At 58.5% G+C, this 15,361-nt stretch carries 17 protein-coding genes; 7 read left to right on the top strand and 10 right to left on the bottom strand.

Annotated elements, in window-relative coordinates:
• Positions 1-37: 37 nt before the first annotated feature.
• The 8 genes from NQL71_RS19375 to NQL71_RS19410 all read right to left on the bottom strand — a co-directional run bounded on the left by NQL71_RS19375 (position 38) and on the right by NQL71_RS19410 (position 8,872).
• Positions 38-3,697, bottom strand: coding sequence for a transporter substrate-binding domain-containing protein (locus NQL71_RS19375; RefSeq protein WP_274643116.1), 3,660 nt, complete (start codon positions 3,695-3,697; stop codon positions 38-40).
• An 8-nt stretch (positions 3,698-3,705) separates the two neighbouring features.
• Positions 3,706-4,332: a response regulator transcription factor gene (locus tag NQL71_RS19380; protein WP_046816098.1), complete on the bottom strand. Its 627-nt coding sequence runs from the start codon at positions 4,330-4,332 to the stop codon at positions 3,706-3,708.
• A gap of 216 nt (positions 4,333-4,548) precedes the next feature.
• The gene (locus NQL71_RS19385) at positions 4,549-4,956 is read right to left on the bottom strand and encodes a response regulator (protein WP_046816099.1); all 408 of its coding nucleotides are present in this window, start codon (positions 4,954-4,956) and stop codon (positions 4,549-4,551) included.
• A 178-nt stretch (positions 4,957-5,134) separates the two neighbouring features.
• Positions 5,135-6,463, bottom strand: a complete 1,329-nt coding sequence (locus tag NQL71_RS19390; protein ID WP_077185543.1) for a deoxyguanosinetriphosphate triphosphohydrolase — start codon at positions 6,461-6,463, stop codon at positions 5,135-5,137.
• Positions 6,464-6,531: 68 nt separating this feature from the next.
• The gene (locus NQL71_RS19395; protein WP_046816101.1) at positions 6,532-7,695 is read right to left on the bottom strand and encodes an EAL domain-containing protein; all 1,164 of its coding nucleotides are present in this window, start codon (positions 7,693-7,695) and stop codon (positions 6,532-6,534) included.
• Between the two features lie 129 nt (positions 7,696-7,824).
• Entirely contained in the window at positions 7,825-8,169 is a 345-nt protein-coding gene (locus tag NQL71_RS19400) for a hypothetical protein (protein ID WP_248686160.1), read from the bottom strand.
• Positions 8,166-8,555, bottom strand: a complete 390-nt coding sequence (locus NQL71_RS19405) for a phage holin family protein (protein ID WP_046816103.1) — start codon at positions 8,553-8,555, stop codon at positions 8,166-8,168. The genes NQL71_RS19400 and NQL71_RS19405 overlap by 4 nt, the downstream gene beginning before the upstream one ends.
• Before the next feature lie 2 nt (positions 8,556-8,557).
• Positions 8,558-8,872 (bottom strand): ElaB/YgaM/YqjD family protein, encoded by a 315-nt coding sequence (locus NQL71_RS19410; RefSeq protein ID WP_046816104.1) that lies wholly within the window; start codon positions 8,870-8,872, stop codon positions 8,558-8,560.
• Positions 8,873-9,199: 327 nt separating this feature from the next.
• On the opposite strand from NQL71_RS19410, the gene NQL71_RS19415 reads away from it, so the two are divergent.
• The 5 genes from NQL71_RS19415 (at position 9,200) to NQL71_RS19435 (ending at position 12,547) form a co-directional block, all read left to right on the top strand.
• The gene (locus NQL71_RS19415) at positions 9,200-10,408 is read left to right on the top strand and encodes an ammonium transporter (RefSeq protein ID WP_077185545.1); all 1,209 of its coding nucleotides are present in this window, start codon (positions 9,200-9,202) and stop codon (positions 10,406-10,408) included.
• A 73-nt stretch (positions 10,409-10,481) separates the two neighbouring features.
• Positions 10,482-10,718, top strand: coding sequence for a glutaredoxin family protein (locus tag NQL71_RS19420; RefSeq protein WP_046816106.1), 237 nt, complete (start codon positions 10,482-10,484; stop codon positions 10,716-10,718).
• Between the two features lie 170 nt (positions 10,719-10,888).
• A complete protein-coding gene (locus NQL71_RS19425) occupies positions 10,889-11,206 on the top strand; it encodes a transcriptional regulator (protein WP_046816107.1) in 318 nt (105 codons plus the stop codon).
• A 71-nt stretch (positions 11,207-11,277) separates the two neighbouring features.
• A complete protein-coding gene (locus tag NQL71_RS19430) occupies positions 11,278-12,168 on the top strand; it encodes a pseudouridine synthase (RefSeq protein WP_274643117.1) in 891 nt (296 codons plus the stop codon).
• 100 nt (positions 12,169-12,268) lie between these two features.
• Complete coding sequence (locus NQL71_RS19435; RefSeq protein ID WP_046816109.1) at positions 12,269-12,547, top strand: PA2433 domain-containing protein; 279 nt, start codon at positions 12,269-12,271, stop codon at positions 12,545-12,547.
• A 75-nt stretch (positions 12,548-12,622) separates the two neighbouring features.
• Here the strand turns inward: NQL71_RS19435 and NQL71_RS19440 are convergent, their stop codons facing one another.
• Positions 12,623-12,844: a YgdI/YgdR family lipoprotein gene (locus NQL71_RS19440; RefSeq protein WP_046816110.1), complete on the bottom strand. Its 222-nt coding sequence runs from the start codon at positions 12,842-12,844 to the stop codon at positions 12,623-12,625.
• A 75-nt stretch (positions 12,845-12,919) separates the two neighbouring features.
• Positions 12,920-13,522, bottom strand: coding sequence for a molybdenum cofactor guanylyltransferase MobA (gene mobA, locus NQL71_RS19445; RefSeq protein WP_274643118.1), 603 nt, complete (start codon positions 13,520-13,522; stop codon positions 12,920-12,922).
• An 81-nt stretch (positions 13,523-13,603) separates the two neighbouring features.
• On the opposite strand from mobA, the gene moaB reads away from it, so the two are divergent.
• Together moaB and NQL71_RS19455 are read left to right on the top strand one after the other, a co-directional pair.
• Positions 13,604-14,143, top strand: coding sequence for a molybdenum cofactor biosynthesis protein B (moaB, locus tag NQL71_RS19450; RefSeq protein ID WP_046816112.1), 540 nt, complete (start codon positions 13,604-13,606; stop codon positions 14,141-14,143).
• A complete protein-coding gene (locus NQL71_RS19455) occupies positions 14,127-15,353 on the top strand; it encodes a molybdopterin molybdotransferase MoeA (protein ID WP_274643119.1) in 1,227 nt (408 codons plus the stop codon). Before moaB ends, NQL71_RS19455 begins: the two co-directional genes overlap by 17 nt.
• Positions 15,354-15,361: the final 8 nt, after the last annotated feature.

Raw genomic sequence — 15,361 nt, forward strand, 5'->3', positions numbered from 1 at the left:
CGTGATGGTTAACACACTGCTCCGCGTCCAAGCATAGTTAAGGCTCGGTCATTGTGCCTTTGTCGTTTTGTCCGATTTGTTGCAGTAATGCCTGCTCCAGTTCGAGCAGGGCGCGCTCCACGGCGGCACAGCATTCGGCGACGTTTTCGGCTGAAAACCCTTCATGGCAGGTGGCTTCGAGCGCCTCGCAGCTGTCGATCAACCGAGTGGCCTGAACGATTCGGGCGGCACCCTTGATTTTATGGGCAATGTCGAGAAATGCCTGCGGGTCGTCCGGTGTCTCGGACAGCGCCAGCAGTTCCTGTCGATCCAGGCGGTTGCTGTTCAACAGTTCCGTCAGCAGGCGCAGGTTCAACGCCGGATTGCCCCCCGTCAGTAAATGCAAGCCTTGCAGGCTGAAGGCCGGGGTGATGACGCTGGGCTTGATTTCCTTTATCCCCTTGATTCCCATGACCCATTGACTCAAAGCGGCCAGGGACAAGGGCTTGAATAGACAGTCGTCCATACCGGCTTGCTTGCAGCGTTGAATTTCTTCCGGCTGCGCGTTGGCGGTAAAGCCCAGGACGGTGCAGCGCGGCTGTTGCCTGTCCTGTTCATCTCGACGAATGGCTTGGGCCAGTTCGTATCCGTTCATGACCGGCATGTTGCAATCGGCGATCACCAGGTCGAATACGTCGGATTTCCACGCGTCCAATCCCGCCTTGCCATCTGCCGCGACGCTGAATCGATGGCCCAGGAACTCCAGCTGCTGGCACATCAGCAGGCGATTGGCCGCATGGTCGTCGACCACCAGCACATTCAAGGGAACTGTGGCGCAGTGGATGGCGGGCTCGGCTATTTGCTCCCTGGATTCGCGGGGCAGCGTGGGTAGTCGCAACGAAATTCTCACCCGGGTACCGACGCCTGACTGGCTGCTCAACTGCAGGCTGCCGTTCATCAATTCGCACAGGCTGCGACTGATCACCAGTCCAAGCCCGGCACCGCCCCTGGCCGACTGCCCGGTATGACCGGCTTGGGCGAAAGGTTCGAACAGGCGTTGCTGATCCTCATGGCTGATCCCCGGGCCGCTGTCTTCGACCAGCAACAGCATTTGAACCTGGTTGGGCTCGCTGGTCAGGTGCAGGGCCACGATAATCCTCACCTGACCCTGTTCGGTAAACTTGATGGCATTGCTGACCAGGTTCGACAACACCTGCTTGAAGCGCAGGGGATCGAGCAACACGTCGATCACCGGATTGGCCGGGTTGAATTCCAGTTGCAGCTCGAGCCCCTTCTGCCGGGCCAACCCGTCGAAGATACGCGCCACCGACGCGACGATTTCCTGCGGATCGACCCGTTCCGGGTTCAGGCTCAGGTGCCCGGATTCGATGCGGGCGATATCGAGAATGTCACCGATCAGTTCCAGCAGGTCTTTCGCCGAGTGGTACGCCACATCAATGGCGGGGCGATCCGGATTGTGCTGTTCGATGCGCTTGAGGGTCAGTTCGAGCATGCCGATGACGGCATTCATCGGGGTACGGATTTCATGACTCATGGTTGCCAGGAATGTGCTCTTGGCCCGGTTGGCTTCATCGGCTCGCTCTTTGGCGCAGCGCAGGTCATCGAACAATTGCCGCCGTTCGCTGATGTCGATCCAGCCACCGATGATGCCTTGCACCTCACCGCTCGAGTCGCGGTAAGGGAGAATCCAGTGATAGATGGTCAACCGGCGGCCGCCAATGTGCAGCGCCCGGTCAAGGATCATCGGCGTACCCTCGGCCACAACACGCTGGTAATCGGCCTGGTACTCCTGCGCTTCGAAGGCATTGCTCATGGTGCCCTGGATCACGCTCTTGCCGATCACGTCTTCGCGTTTTGCGTTGAAGGCTTGCAGGTAACTGTCATTGCAACTTTGCAGCAGTCCTTGACGATCGCGCACATAAATCGGGTGAGGCGTGCCGTTGACCAATGAGCGCATGAATTCGAATTGATCGTTCAACGCTCGCTCGGCCGCCTTGCGTTGATTGATCTGGCGGCGCATGTACGCGTTCCAGGTCACGGAGATCAACAGCAGCAATCCGGCCCCGATGACGATCTGATAGAACACCCGCTGAAATTTGCGCCAGGTGTTTTGCGAGGAAGCCGAATAGCCGCGCCAACGACTGTTGATCACGCCCAGTTCCTGCGGTGCGATGCTCAACAGTGCCTTATTGAGGATGTCATTGAGTTCCTTGGCCTCGCGATCGGTTGCCAGGGAGAACGCCGCCTGCTGGGTGCCTAGGGTGGTGCTGATTTGCAATTGGGTTTCGAACAGTTGCGAGGCGATGAAGTAGTTGGCGATCACCAGCGAATTCACCGCCCCTTCCACCCGGCCTTCGGCGAGCATTTCTACCGCGCTGAAAGTGTCCGCTGTCTTGATCAACCGGATCTGCGGGTATTCGCTGCGCAGGTAGTCCATCAGGGGATTGCCACGGGCAATGGCCAGGCTCTTGCCCTGAAGCTGTGCAAGGTTTGTCGGACTGTCGTGCGCCTTGCGTGTCAGCAGGACGTAAGAGTTTTGCAGGTACGGGCGGGTAAATGTCAGCAAGCTATCCCGATGCGCGCTGGGGAGCAGTGCGGCGATCAGGTCGGCCTGACCGGTCTTGATTCGCTCGATCATGTCGCTGTCGCTGCGGCTGCGCTGAATGTCGAAGCGCAGGCCGGTGCGCAATCTGATCAGCTCCAGCAGATCCGCGGCAATCCCGCGGAAGTTGCCGGCACTGTCGAAAAACGTCAGCGGCGCATAGGCTTCATTGACGATCACCCGGACCACCGGATGTTGCGCCAGCCAACGCTCCTCACTGTAACTGAGCTCCAGTTTTTGATCGGTAAGCAGGATATCGCTCCCGGCACTCCAGCGTTTGGCGATGTTTTCCCGTTCGCTGGCGGGGATAGCCTTGAGCGTCGTATTGATGATGTCGAGCAGTTGTGGATTGTTCTTTTGCACGGCAAAGCTGAAACCGTGGGCTTCGTGTTTGCCGAAACTGGCCATGTGAATGTTGTTCAGGTAGCCCTTGTTGATCATGTAATGGGTTGAAATGGTGTCGCCGAGAAAAACATCTGCCTGGCCGAAGGCAACCGCATTGATTGCGTTCTGGTAGGACGGGTAGGACGTGATGATTGCCTTCGGGTAGAGGGCCTTGATCTCTTCCAGGGGCAAGTAGTGATACACCATGCTGAGTCGCAAACCGGCCAGGCCATCGTTGAGCGGACGGGTTTCGCCTTCACGTGTCACCAGGACCGGTTGATCTACCGCGTAGGGGGTGGAAAGTGCGATGTCCTCATTGCTCGCCTCAAATCCGTTGGCGGTGCCCAGCAGGTCGACCTCGCCGTTTTCGAGCGCTTCGATTGCAGCTCCCCGGGAGGCAAAACGCTGAACCTTGACGGGCAGGCCGAGGGCCTTGCCCAGTATGCCCGCGTAATCGGCAGTAAATCCTTCGTAGTCATGGCCGCTACTGGTGAGGTCGAAGGGGGGGTAGTCTGGTGCCGAGGTACCCAGGATCAGTTCGGTTTTACCCTCGATCCAGTGTCGTTGTGATGGGTCCAGCTGGACTTCAAGCGGGAGCGCTGAACGACTGAGCAAGGTGTATTGCTCATGCTCCTGCGCAGCGTGTAACGAAGTGCACAGGCATAAGCCTGTGGTCATGATCAGCAGATAGTCCTTCAAGCGGCTGTGCATTCTGTGTCTCACACCAATGCGTTACGTTTTGCCATCTCGATGAGTTCAACCAGGGATTTGGCCTTGAGTTTCTGCATGAGTCGTTTTTTATAAGTACTGACTGTCTTGTTACTCAGGAACATGCCTTTGGCAATTTCCTTGTTACTGCGACCTTGTGCAAAAAGTTGCAATACCATGAGCTCCCGGTCATTGACTGACTTGAATAGTTCAAGTTCGGCGCAGCGTGCATCGTCACCCCGGGCAGGGTTCAAGGCTTCACTTGGAAAATAGTTGTAACCAGACAGTACCGCTTTAATGGCACTTACCAGCTCACTCAGGTCTTCCTGTTTGCAAACATATCCCGAGGCGCCGGATTGCATGCAGCGTATACCAAACAGGGTGGGACTTTGAGCGGTCAATACCAGGATTCTCAGAGGCGTACTCATGGCGTTGAAACGGGCAAGTACTTCCAGACCATCCAGTTTGGGAATGCTGATATCGAGAATGACCAGGTCGGGCATGCATTCACGAACCATCTGCATGGCATCGACACCATTATCGGTTTCACCGACGACTTTGTAGCCTTCGTGTTCAAGCAACATACGAACGGCAAGCCGGATGACTGGGTGATCGTCGACAATAAAAACGGAGTTCATAATCAAATCCCATGCGAGCTCAGATAAAGCGCGCACCTTAGCTCAGATAGTTGAGTGGACGTATGAACTGACGGGTCTGTCGTGGCAATATAGGAATGTTCCTACGTGGGAAAAGGAATTGCCTTACGTGTCAATCGGTTTTTTTGGCGAAGTTACCACAATTAGTGTTGTGGTTTAGTTATAAAACTCGAGGCGGGGATGTTTGGACTGCAGACTTTACAAGTCATTGCAGGTTTGCGGAATCAATGTCAATAACTGTCTCAGTTCGCACTGGTTCAATGGTTTTATCAAGTAACCAAGTAATGGCAGTCCCTTGAGGATTGCCAGGTTTTCAAGTTCAATCAATTCAATGGATGTCAGGCTGCTTAAAAGTATTGCCTGCTTGATCATTCCCCGATGACTGGCAATTTTTATCAGGTCAATCCCGGAAACTTCGGGCAGGCATTGGTCGCATAACAGAATATCGAAGGGCTGCTCGGCCTTGACCATGTGTTGCAATGCGCCTGTGGCACAGTCCGAGGTGGTCAACTGAGTGAAGCCGTAACTCTCAAGCAGGCATTGGGTGGCCCTGAGCTGAAACGGATGGTCTTCCACCAGCATGATGCGCAGATTGTCATTGATCATATTGTTCACGCTTCTTCTTTCGGAACCGATAGGCGTGATTGTTTCCCGGCAGGACCGGGCATGCGATCAGTGCACTCGACATGTTCTGTAGGCAAATTCAGCATTGGTTGAATGTTTTTGGATTTTCAGGACTGATCGGCCATTACCAAGGGGGTAATGGCTGATCAACCGTTCATCGTCAGTGGCTGGATCGACCGGTCATTTCCAGGGCCATGTGACTGGCGTAGCTGTCAGTCATGCCGGCGATGAAATCGATCATGCGCAGGAACGAGTGGTGCAAAGGGCCATTCGGATCGGGTGCATTGTTGCCCAGCAGGTCGAGAACCCGTCGGCTCTTGAAGGACGGCGTTCGACCGTTGTGTTGCTCCAGTGCGGCACCGCAGAAAGCGTTGAGCAGGATTTCCAGGGTGGTATAGGCGCCGATCTCATGCAGGGTCTTGCGCTTGTCCTGGAAGATCTTCTGTCGCGCCATGTCCTTGGCATTGAGCACGCAGCGTTTGGCCGGGCCGTGCATGTGTTCCACCAGGTCGCCAGCCAGGGTGCCGGCCAACAGCGCGTCCTGTTGCTCGACAAAGGCGCGGGCTGCGGCATTGGTCAGGTGCTCGATGGCCTTGCCTCGCAGGATCGCCAGTTTGCGCCGGCGTGAATCCTGCGGGCCGAGCAGGCGATAGGTTTGCGGTAGATCGTCGCCCACCAGATCCAGTAACAGCGACTCGACTTCGGCGTACTCCAGCAATTCCATTTCCAGGCCGTCTTCCAGATCGATCAACGCATAGCAGATGTCATCGGCGGCCTCCATTAGGTACACCAGCGGATGGCGCGCCCAGCGCTGCTCCTCAAGCTGCGGCAGGCCAAGCTTAAGCGCGATCTGCTCCAGCAGCGGCAGCTCGGTCTGGTAGCAACCGAACTTGTGTTTCTTGTACCCCAGCGAGTCGGCGTGCCTGGCGGTCCATGGATACTTCAGGTAAGTGCCCAAGGTGGCATAGGTCAGCCGGGTGCCGCCGTCGAACTGGTGGTATTCAAGCTGGGTCAGTACCCGAAAGCCCTGGGCGTTACCTTCGAAGTTGAGGAAGTCATTGCGTTGCGCATCATTCATCGCGTCCAGCCAGCCTCGTCCGGCAGCTTGCTGGAACCAGTGCCGGATCGCGTCTTCGCCGGAATGGCCGAAAGGCGGATTGCCAATGTCATGGGCCAGGCAGGCCGATTGCACCACCATTCCCAGATCACTGGGTTCACACCAGTCGGGCAGGGCGCTGCGGATGGTTTCGCCGACGCGCATGCCCAGCGAGCGGCCGACGCAACTGACTTCCAGCGAATGGGTCAGGCGCGTGTGGATATGGTCGTTGCTGTGCACAGGATGAACTTGAGTCTTGCGTCCGAGACGGCGGAACGCCCCCGAGAAAATGATTCGGTCATGGTCTTTGTGAAAAGGACTGCGGCCCAGTTCTTCCGGGCTGTGCAAGGGCTTTCCGAGGCGTTCGCGGGTAAGCAGGGTAGGCCAATCCAAGGCTGGGTCGCTCCGTCAGGTGACTGATTGACTAGCTTCCCGGTTCGCAACGGTACCTGCAAGTGTCACTACAGGCCCACCGCATCGATATCGATGAGCAGCAGGCGTTCGCCGTTGTCGAAAAATTGCCCGGCGGTGAGGCAGTACTGATTGCTGGTGGCGTCGCGATAGGTATTGGAAAGGGTCAACAGGGGCTCATCCCAGCCTTGCGCCAGCAGGTGATAGAAATACGGACGCCAGGACCAGTTATGGCCCAGGTAGCGGTTGTCTGCGACCCAGCCGTTGTTGCGCCATTCCATGTTGGGCGTCAGCTGCGTGCCGTGACGGTCGCATTGATAGAAACGCAGCAGCCAGGGAAAGGCGTCCAGTTGTGGCAGGGCGCTCAAGGGGGCGCAAGTCTGCGCCCAGGCCTGCAGGATCGCCATCAGCTCGCCCAGTTGCTGGCGCATGATCATCAGGCGACCGCGCTCGGCCAGTTTTTGCTGCACATAGCGCTGACGCAGGTGCGCAAAGCGCTCGACAAAGGCGTCAGCGGCAAAAAAATCCACCTGTGCCCCGGCAAACAGGAACCCCTGGACGTAACGGGAGCCGCACTCCAGGGCGAAATTCAGTTGTGCTTCGGTTTCCACGCCTTCGGCAATGATCCAGCAACCGGTTTTTTCCGCCATTTGTGCCAGGGCCTTGACCACGTCGCTACTGGGCCCGCCCAGCGCCGCCGCCTGGAACAGGCGCATATCGAGTTTGAGGATGTCCGGTTGCAACGCCAGTACCCGATCGAGCTGAGAGTAGCCGGCGCCGAAATCATCGATGGCGATTCGTGCGCCGGCTTGCCGGTAACGCGCCACCACTTGTGCCAAGCGCTGGATGTCACCGCCCAGTTCAGTAATTTCGAAAACGATTCGCTGCGGGTCTATACCATGCTTTTGCAGCTGGCCCAGGCTCGGCAACGGTTGGTCCGGACGCAGGCGGCTGATCCACCGTGGGGAAATATTCAGGCTGAGAAACCAGTCGCCAGGCACCTCATGCAAACGGCTCAACGCGTTATCGCGCAGCTGACGGTCCAGGCGACGCAACGCAACGGCGTTTGTTCGGGGATCGGCGAACAGCGGTCCCACTGAAGCCAGTTGGCCGTCGGCTTGGCGCAGTCGGCCCAGGGCTTCCACACCGGCGATACGGCCGGTGGCGGTATCGATGAACGGCTGAAAGCAGGCGAGCGGTTGCCCGTCGATCACAAGGCCTCCTTGGATGGTTCTTGTTATTGGATAAAGCCTGGTCACCGGGTAGGCACGCAGGATTGACCCCCTCGATGAGGAGGTTCAATCCTGTGGGTATTGCAAGAATGTAGCCAGAAACTGACAGGGTCAGTGTTTACGTGTAGAGCCTTGCATGACCAGCTTGACCAGAGGCCCCAGGGTGGTGCCCAGTCGGATCAGGCGGGTCAGGCTGCCCAGGCCCGTGCCGCTGCGGGTGCCCTTGCCGGTCAGGAAGCCCAGCAGGGTGACGGCCGCCACGCCCCACAGCGGTGCATGCTTGATGCCGAGCCCGTCGTGCAGGTTCTGGCTCATGCCGCGCAGCCGATGCAGGGGTTGCAGCAATTGCCCGGATTCGTGACGGATTTCCTGGCGATGCATTTCCATGCGCAGGCGGATCAGTGCCTTGCGCATTTCCGTGCGCGAGCTGTTTCGAGGCAGTTCAGGCAGGTTCATGGCAACAGGCGCTCCCGATCATTGGCCAGTTCTTCCAGGGTGCCATGGAAGGGCGAGGACTCATCGAAGATGGCCGCTCTCAGACGGATCCCGCAGAACACGCAGGCAAGGGTGTAGAACACGCAGAGCGAGATGATGGCGGGCAGGCGATAGGTGTCCCAAAACAGGATCAACACCAGTGTCGACAGCCCTACCAACAGCAATAACGCGAACACCAGCGCCAGGCCTGCAAACAGCAACAGGCTTACAGTACGGGCTTTTTGCTCCTGCAATTCGATGCCGAACAGTTCGACGTGACTGTGCAATAACCCAAGGACAGCGGCGCCCAGGCGTCGCGATGAGGAACTTGCGCCCGTCTCGGACGCGCCGATTTCATCGATCGCCATGATCAGCGCCGGGTTGCCAGCAGGCCAATCAGGAAACCCACACCCGCGGCAATACCGACCGATTGCCATGGATTGGCCTGGACATAGTCCTCGGTGGCGGTGACGGCAGCCTTGCCGCGCTCGCGCAGGGATTCTTCGGTCAGTTTCAGGGTTTCCCGTGCACGCAGCAGACTGTCGTGGATCTGGTCGCGCAATTCATCGGCCTGGTCACCCGCCAGGGAGGCGGTGTGTTCCAGCAACCGTTCGGTATCGCTGACCAGTGTCTGAAAATCGCTCATCAGGATTTCTTGAGCAGTCTTTGCCTTGATGCTGGCCATGGGTGATCTCCATAAGTGGCGTCTGAATCGTTCGAGTATGAGCCTTGTACGAAGGTTCAGTACAAATGACTGGTACAACTTTTGCTGTGTCGTGGTGCGTCGGTTCACACCGTTGCGCTGTTGCTGGGCAAGATTCCAGTAAAACCTTAACTCAAACAATCAAAACCCGCGCAAATGTCCCGGTCGTGAATGGCCTTGATGAACCCTGTGCTTCAAAACGGTTCATCGGAAGAGACCTGTTCATTTCGACAAGGTCTCAACTTGGTGCATGGATGGCCCGCGCGAACTGCTTTGGTGCTTTTTTCAGCCTTAAGGTCTGCCAAATCCATGGAAAATCTGCAAAGCGCTGTGGACACGCTGGTCCATAGCTCCAACACATTGTTCATCCTCATCGGTGCGGTCATGGTGCTCGCCATGCACGCCGGCTTCGCCTTTCTGGAAGTCGGGACGGTCCGGCAAAAAAACCAGGTAAACGCCCTGTCGAAGATTCTCAGCGACTTTGCCGTTTCGACCCTTGCCTACTTCTTTATAGGCTATTGGATTTCCTACGGGGTCACTTTTATGCAACCGGCGGCCGTGATCAATGCCGATCACGGCTATGGCCTGGTGAAGTTTTTCTTCCTGCTGACCTTTGCCGCGGCGATCCCGGCGATCATTTCCGGTGGCATCGCCGAGCGTGCCCGGTTTATTCCGCAATTGTGCGCGACTGCGATGATCGTGGCGTTCATCTACCCCTTCTTCGAAGGCATGATCTGGAACGGCAACTTCGGATTGCAGGCCTGGCTGCTTGAGCGTTTTGGCGCCAGCTTCCATGATTTCGCCGGTTCCGTGGTGGTCCATGCCATGGGCGGTTGGCTGGCGCTGGCAGCGGTGCTGTTGCTTGGGCCACGCAACGGGCGTTATCGCGAAGGGCGGCTGGTGGCGTTCGCACCGTCGAGCATCCCGTTCCTGGCGTTGGGCTCGTGGATCCTCATTGTCGGCTGGTTCGGCTTCAACGTGATGAGTGCGCAGACCCTGCAGGGTGTCAGCGGGCTGGTTGCGGTGAACTCGCTCATGGCCATGGTCGGCGGCACGATGGCGGCGCTGATCGTCGGGCGCAATGACCCGGGCTTTCTGCACAATGGGCCGCTGGCGGGCCTGGTGGCGATCTGTGCCGGTTCCGACCTGATGCATCCAGTGGGAGCCCTGGTCACCGGTGCCATCGCCGGGGCGCTGTTTGTCTGGTGTTTTACGGCCGCGCAAGGCAAGTGGCACATCGATGACGTGTTGGGTGTCTGGCCGCTGCATGGTCTGTGTGGCGCCTGGGGCGGCATCGCCTGCGGTATCTTTGGCCAGACGGCCATGGGTGGGCTGGGTGGTGTGAGCATTGTCAGCCAGTTGATCGGCACGGCGCTGGGTGTGGTGGTGGCGCTGGCCGGTGGCTTCGCGGTGTATGGCGTGATCAAGGCGTTGCATGGCCTGCGCCTGAGTCAGGAAGAAGAGTATTACGGCGCGGATTTGTCGGTGCACAAGATCGGCGCCGTCAGCCAGGATTAGCCGTGGGCTCATTGGCTCGACGCCATTTCGGGGCAGGCCTAGAATAAGCACTCAATTTTTTGGTAGAGCGCTCATGCTTCCTGAATGTCAGCTGTTCGGCACTCTTGGGTGCCATCTCTGTGAAGTGGCCGAAGCCATGTTGATGGAGTTTGTCGAGCGAGGCCTGCTGGTGGAGCTGGTGGACATCGCCGACGACGAATCATGGTTCTCAGCCTACAGCCTGCGGATTCCGGTGCTGCGTCGGGTCGACACCGGCGCGGAACTGGGCTGGCCTTTCAGTGCCGACGAAGTGGTTGCCTTCCTGCGTTAAACGGTTTTGTGGGTGGACAGGTTCCGCCCGTCGAACTTTAGAAGCGATCCCCTTGGCTTAACCGACGCGATTCGGATACTGTATGCGTATACAGTTATCCGGATTACTGCCTTGCTGTCGCCGATTCCAGGCATTGAGCGAGGCCGACCCGGGCGTGAGAGGGATGAGTCGTGGTCAATGTCGAACAATTGAAAAGCAGCGTTAACCGCATGTCGGTGGAGGTGATACGCGAAGCCGTCGCCGAACTGCGTCTGGACGGCTTGGTGACGGAGGGGAAAACGCCCTTCAACAAGCTGCATTTCAACACCTGTTTTGCCGAAATCGAAGCCTTGTTCCAGCGAGCGGGCTATCACCGGCAGCTGGATGTCGTGGGTTATCAGGGGTTGTTGTACGCACTTTATGACCCGGGTCGCTGGGAGGCGGTCGATGTGCTGCGCTGGCTCAAGGAGTACACCGAGGCGGCTGGCCGCGCGCAGATACCGGCGTGAGGATTCTGCGCTAGGTTCGTTGGCGCCGCTGTTGGATAATGCCGCTCTGCATTCCAGGTAAGAGCTTTTGTATGTCCACTTCTTCATTTTCTGCTGCACACAGCCAGGCCAGCACGTTGTACTTGCCGCCTGGCCCGTGGCAGACCGTTTTCGATTGCCTGTGCGAGCACTTCAGCGCCATCGGTCGTGAACAGTGGCTGGACAGAATCGCTCGTGGCCGCGTCCTTGATGGGCAGGGCGCACCCATTGCCCTCGATCTGCCTTACAAGGAAGGCTTGCGGATTCACTATTTTCGCGAAGTGCCGGACGAAAAACCGATCCCGGTGGTCGAGTCGATCCTGTACGCGGACGAACATCTGGTGGTGGCTGACAAGCCACATTTCCTGCCCGTGACCCCGGCGGGTGAATACGTCGAGCAGACCTTGCTGCGCCGCCTTATCCGTCGTCTGGATAACCCTCATCTGGTGCCGTTGCATCGCATTGACCGACACACGGCGGGACTGGTGCTGTTTTCCGCCAACCCGCAGAGCCGTTCGGCGTATCAGTCGCTGTTTCCAACGCGGCAGATCGAAAAGCGCTACGAAGCCATTGCCCCGGCACTGCCCGAGCTGAACTTTCCATTGGTCCATACAAGCCGAATGATCGATGGCGAGCCCTTCTTCCGCATGCAGGAAGGGCCGGGCGCCAGCAACACCGAGACGGCTGTGGAAGTTCGGGAAAAGAACGGCGACCTCTGGCGCTATGGGCTTTACCCGGTGACGGGCAAGAAGCATCAGTTGCGGGTGCACATGACCGCCCTGGGCGCCAGCATCTGCAACGACCCGTTTTATCCCGAGGTGCTCAAGGACGTGGCGGATGACTATGCCAATCCGCTGAAACTGCTGGCCCAGGGGTTGAAGTTCGTGGACCCGGTGACCGGAGAGGGCAGGGAGTTCGAGAGCGCAATCACGTTGCAATGGTGAGCGGTGCCTGGAGAAAAATCGAATTTATGCCCAGCTCTGCAGTCTTTTGATCAGGCGCCACGCCTGTGGCGTTCGATACCTCCCATGCAAGGAGATATTCATGAAACGCATTGTTTTCGCTGGAATGTTGATTTGCACCGCCATCCTGGCCTCTCCCGTATTCGCCGCAGACAATGACCTGTGCACCATCAAGCTCCAGGAGCTCAAGGACAAGGTCACCAGCCTGCCCGCCACGTCTGAAAACACCACCATGGAAATCAAACGGATGCAGGCCAGCGCTGAAGCGGCCCGGGCCGCCAAGGATGACAAGAAATGTATCACCGAAGCCACGCAGGCGCTGGCACGGGTGGATAAGCTGAACAATGAGCCGAACCCATAGCTTGGGTTTTCCACAGGCAAAAAAATGCCCCGACAAGTCGGGGCATTTTCGTGTATCCGGTAGTCACCGCGAAGATTACAACTCTTTGACGGTACGAACCTGATCCTTGTTGATGCGGGTCTGCTTGCCATCCAGTTGTTCGAATTCGTAGAAGCCCGATTCGTCGTCGTAGTTTGGCGTGTCGACGGCCTGGATTTCGCGACCGTCATTCAAGGTGATCACGGTAGGCGATGCGCAACCGGCGAGGGTAGCGAGGCCCAATGCGAGCATGAAAGTGGCCAGGGTCCGTTGAGTCATGGAAGTGTCTCCGTAAATGAATTCTTTTGGTTACTGGGCTTGAGACGTAAACAGCGCGTGCAAGTTCCTTGGTATTCAGTCTGACACAGTGTCCGGCATGCTTAACAGTTCAGGCGTGTTGAGGTTGGCCAGGCGCGGATCGTTGTCGGGGCACTGCAATGCAGTAGCGCCCAGCTTGCGCATGAGTCGACCAGGGCTGCGTTCACCTTCCTTCCAGGCGGTTTCGAAATCAGCGCGCAGTGCCACTGGAATAATGCACAGTAACGGTTCCCAGTGGCCGTCATGGCGCAGCATCAAGGGTTTGTCGGGATGCTGGCTGGCGGCTTCGCGCATGCTGCTGAGCAGAGCCTGGTCTATGCGCGGGACATCACAAGGCAAGACTAGCAGATGAGTGTGACGGGCCGCGTTGAGACCGGCACGAATGCCCGCCAGTGGTCCGGGAAAGTTGCCTTCATCGTCATGGACCAATTGATCGGCGTAAGGCGCGTACTTTTCCAGGTTCCTGTTGCACGAGACGATCAGGTCATCGCTCAGCGCGCGTGTCTTGCGATGCAGATGGGCAATCAGCGGTTCGCCATGCCATTCCAGCAATCCCTTGTCCTGGCCGCCCATGCGTTGGCCGCGGCCGCCTGCGAGGAGCAGAATGGAGCAGGGTGGCAACGCTGGGTTCGAAGTCATGGCAAGCCTCCATGGGGGCGGCGAAAAATGGGGTCGCTGTGATATAACACCGGGCTGTTTCTCCTACAACTGGACGAGCCTATGAAAGCCAAGGCTGATGTACCTTTCGCGCCGCTCAACATCGCGGTGCTGACGGTCAGCGACACCCGTACCCTGGAAACCGATACCTCAGGCCAGGTCTTCGTTGACCGCCTGACGGCTGCCGGACACAACCTGGCATGCCGGGTCTTGCTCAAAGATGATCTCTACAAGATTCGCGCACAAGTTGCCAACTGGATCGCCGACGAGGTCGTGCAGGTGGTGCTGATCACTGGCGGCACCGGTTTCACCGGTCGCGACAGTACTCCGGAGGCGGTGAGTTGCCTGCTCGACAAACAAGTCGATGGTTTTGGCGAATTGTTCCGTCAGATATCGGTGGCGGACATCGGCACATCGACTGTCCAGTCCCGCGCCTTGGCCGGCCTCGCCAACGGCACGCTGGTGTGCTGCCTGCCAGGGTCGACCAATGCCGTGCGAACCGGCTGGGACGGCATTCTTGGCGAGCAGCTGGATTCGCGCCATCGGCCGTGCAATTTCGTGACTCACCTGAAACAGGCGGCACCCTGTGAATCCCGCGGGTAAGCCGGGCAAGACCGGCAGCCTGATGCCGGTCGAGGTGGCCTTGGCGCGCTTGCTGGAAATGGCGGATGCCTCGCGGATCGTCGAGCGCGAGCGTTTGCCGTTGGCGCAGGTCCAAGGCCGGGTGCTGGCCGACGATCTGCCGTCCACCCTCGATCTGCCGCCCTGGCCCAATAGCGCGATGGATGGTTATGCCTTGCGCGTAGCTGACTGGAGCGCAGAGCCGCTGGTCGTCAGCCAGAAAGTGTTCGCCGGCCAGGCCCCTGCTGCGTTGACGCCAGGCACTTGTGCCCGAATCTTCACCGGCGCCCCTGTTCCGCCGGGTGCCGATTGCGTCGAGATGCAGGAGAACGCCGAAGTCCTGGCGGATGAACGTGTACGTTTCACCGAAAACCTGGTCATCGGGCAGAACATTCGTCCACAAGGACAGGAAACCACGGTTGGCGAACTGATCCTGCCGGCGGGCACACGGCTGGGGCCGATCGAACAAGGCCTGGCAGCCTCACTGGGATGTGCCGAGCTGGATGTGATCCGCAAGGTTCGCGTGGCGGTGCTGTCGACAGGGGATGAATTGATCGAACCGGGGCAGCCTCTGGGGCCGGGGCAGATCTACAACAGCAACAGAGTGTTGCTCTGCAGCTGGTTGCAGCGCCTGGGTTGCGAGGTGATCGACGCCGGAATTCTGCCGGATAACCTGGACACCACGCGCATGCGCCTGGGTGAGCTGGGGGATGTCGACCTGATCCTCTCGACGGGTGGCGTATCGGTGGGGGAGGCCGACTTCCTGGGCATGGCCCTGAGGGAGGAGGGCGAGCTGGCGCTGTGGAAGCTTGCCATCAAACCCGGTAAACCCCTGACCTTCGGCCACTTTCGTGGTGTGCCGGTGATCGGCTTGCCGGGCAATCCAGCCTCGACCCTGGTGACCTTTGCCTTGCTGGCAAGGCCTTATCTGCTGCGGCGCCTGGGTGTCCAGGAGGTGGAGCCGCTGAAGGTGCAAGTGCCGGCAGGGTTCGATTGGCCTAAGGCTGGTAATCGACGCGAGTACCTGCGCGGTCGCCTGGAAAGCGGCCAGGCCATCATCTACCACAATCAGAGTTCCGGTGTGCTGCGCAGCGCCGCCTGGGCCGATGGACTGGTCGAGGTCATGGAGGAGCGAACGCTGGTGGCAGGTGATAGTGTCTACTTCATCCCGCTGAGCGAAGTGTTGAGCTGATTCTGGCC

Source organism: Pseudomonas serbica (assembly GCF_028823535.1).
Classification (GTDB): Bacteria; Pseudomonadota; Gammaproteobacteria; order Pseudomonadales; family Pseudomonadaceae; genus Aquipseudomonas; species Aquipseudomonas serbica.

Excerpts from the sequence above, each read along its gene's own strand:
- NQL71_RS19375 (WP_274643116.1), bottom strand. The coding sequence starts at position 3,697 with ATGCACAGCCGCTTGAAGGACTATCTGCTGATCATGACCACAGGCTTA.
- NQL71_RS19380 (WP_046816098.1), bottom strand. The coding sequence starts at position 4,332 with ATGAACTCCGTTTTTATTGTCGACGATCACCCAGTCATCCGGCTTGCC.
- NQL71_RS19385 (WP_046816099.1), bottom strand. The coding sequence starts at position 4,956 with ATGATCAATGACAATCTGCGCATCATGCTGGTGGAAGACCATCCGTTT.
- NQL71_RS19400 (WP_248686160.1), bottom strand. The coding sequence starts at position 8,169 with ATGAACCTGCCTGAACTGCCTCGAAACAGCTCGCGCACGGAAATGCGC.
- NQL71_RS19405 (WP_046816103.1), bottom strand. The coding sequence starts at position 8,555 with ATGGCGATCGATGAAATCGGCGCGTCCGAGACGGGCGCAAGTTCCTCA.
- NQL71_RS19410 (WP_046816104.1), bottom strand. The coding sequence starts at position 8,872 with ATGGCCAGCATCAAGGCAAAGACTGCTCAAGAAATCCTGATGAGCGAT.
- NQL71_RS19415 (WP_077185545.1), top strand. The coding sequence starts at position 9,200 with ATGGAAAATCTGCAAAGCGCTGTGGACACGCTGGTCCATAGCTCCAAC.
- NQL71_RS19420 (WP_046816106.1), top strand. The coding sequence starts at position 10,482 with ATGCTTCCTGAATGTCAGCTGTTCGGCACTCTTGGGTGCCATCTCTGT.
- NQL71_RS19430 (WP_274643117.1), top strand. The coding sequence starts at position 11,278 with ATGTCCACTTCTTCATTTTCTGCTGCACACAGCCAGGCCAGCACGTTG.
- NQL71_RS19435 (WP_046816109.1), top strand. The coding sequence starts at position 12,269 with ATGAAACGCATTGTTTTCGCTGGAATGTTGATTTGCACCGCCATCCTG.
- NQL71_RS19440 (WP_046816110.1), bottom strand. The coding sequence starts at position 12,844 with ATGACTCAACGGACCCTGGCCACTTTCATGCTCGCATTGGGCCTCGCT.
- mobA (WP_274643118.1), bottom strand. The coding sequence starts at position 13,522 with ATGACTTCGAACCCAGCGTTGCCACCCTGCTCCATTCTGCTCCTCGCA.
- moaB (WP_046816112.1), top strand. The coding sequence starts at position 13,604 with ATGAAAGCCAAGGCTGATGTACCTTTCGCGCCGCTCAACATCGCGGTG.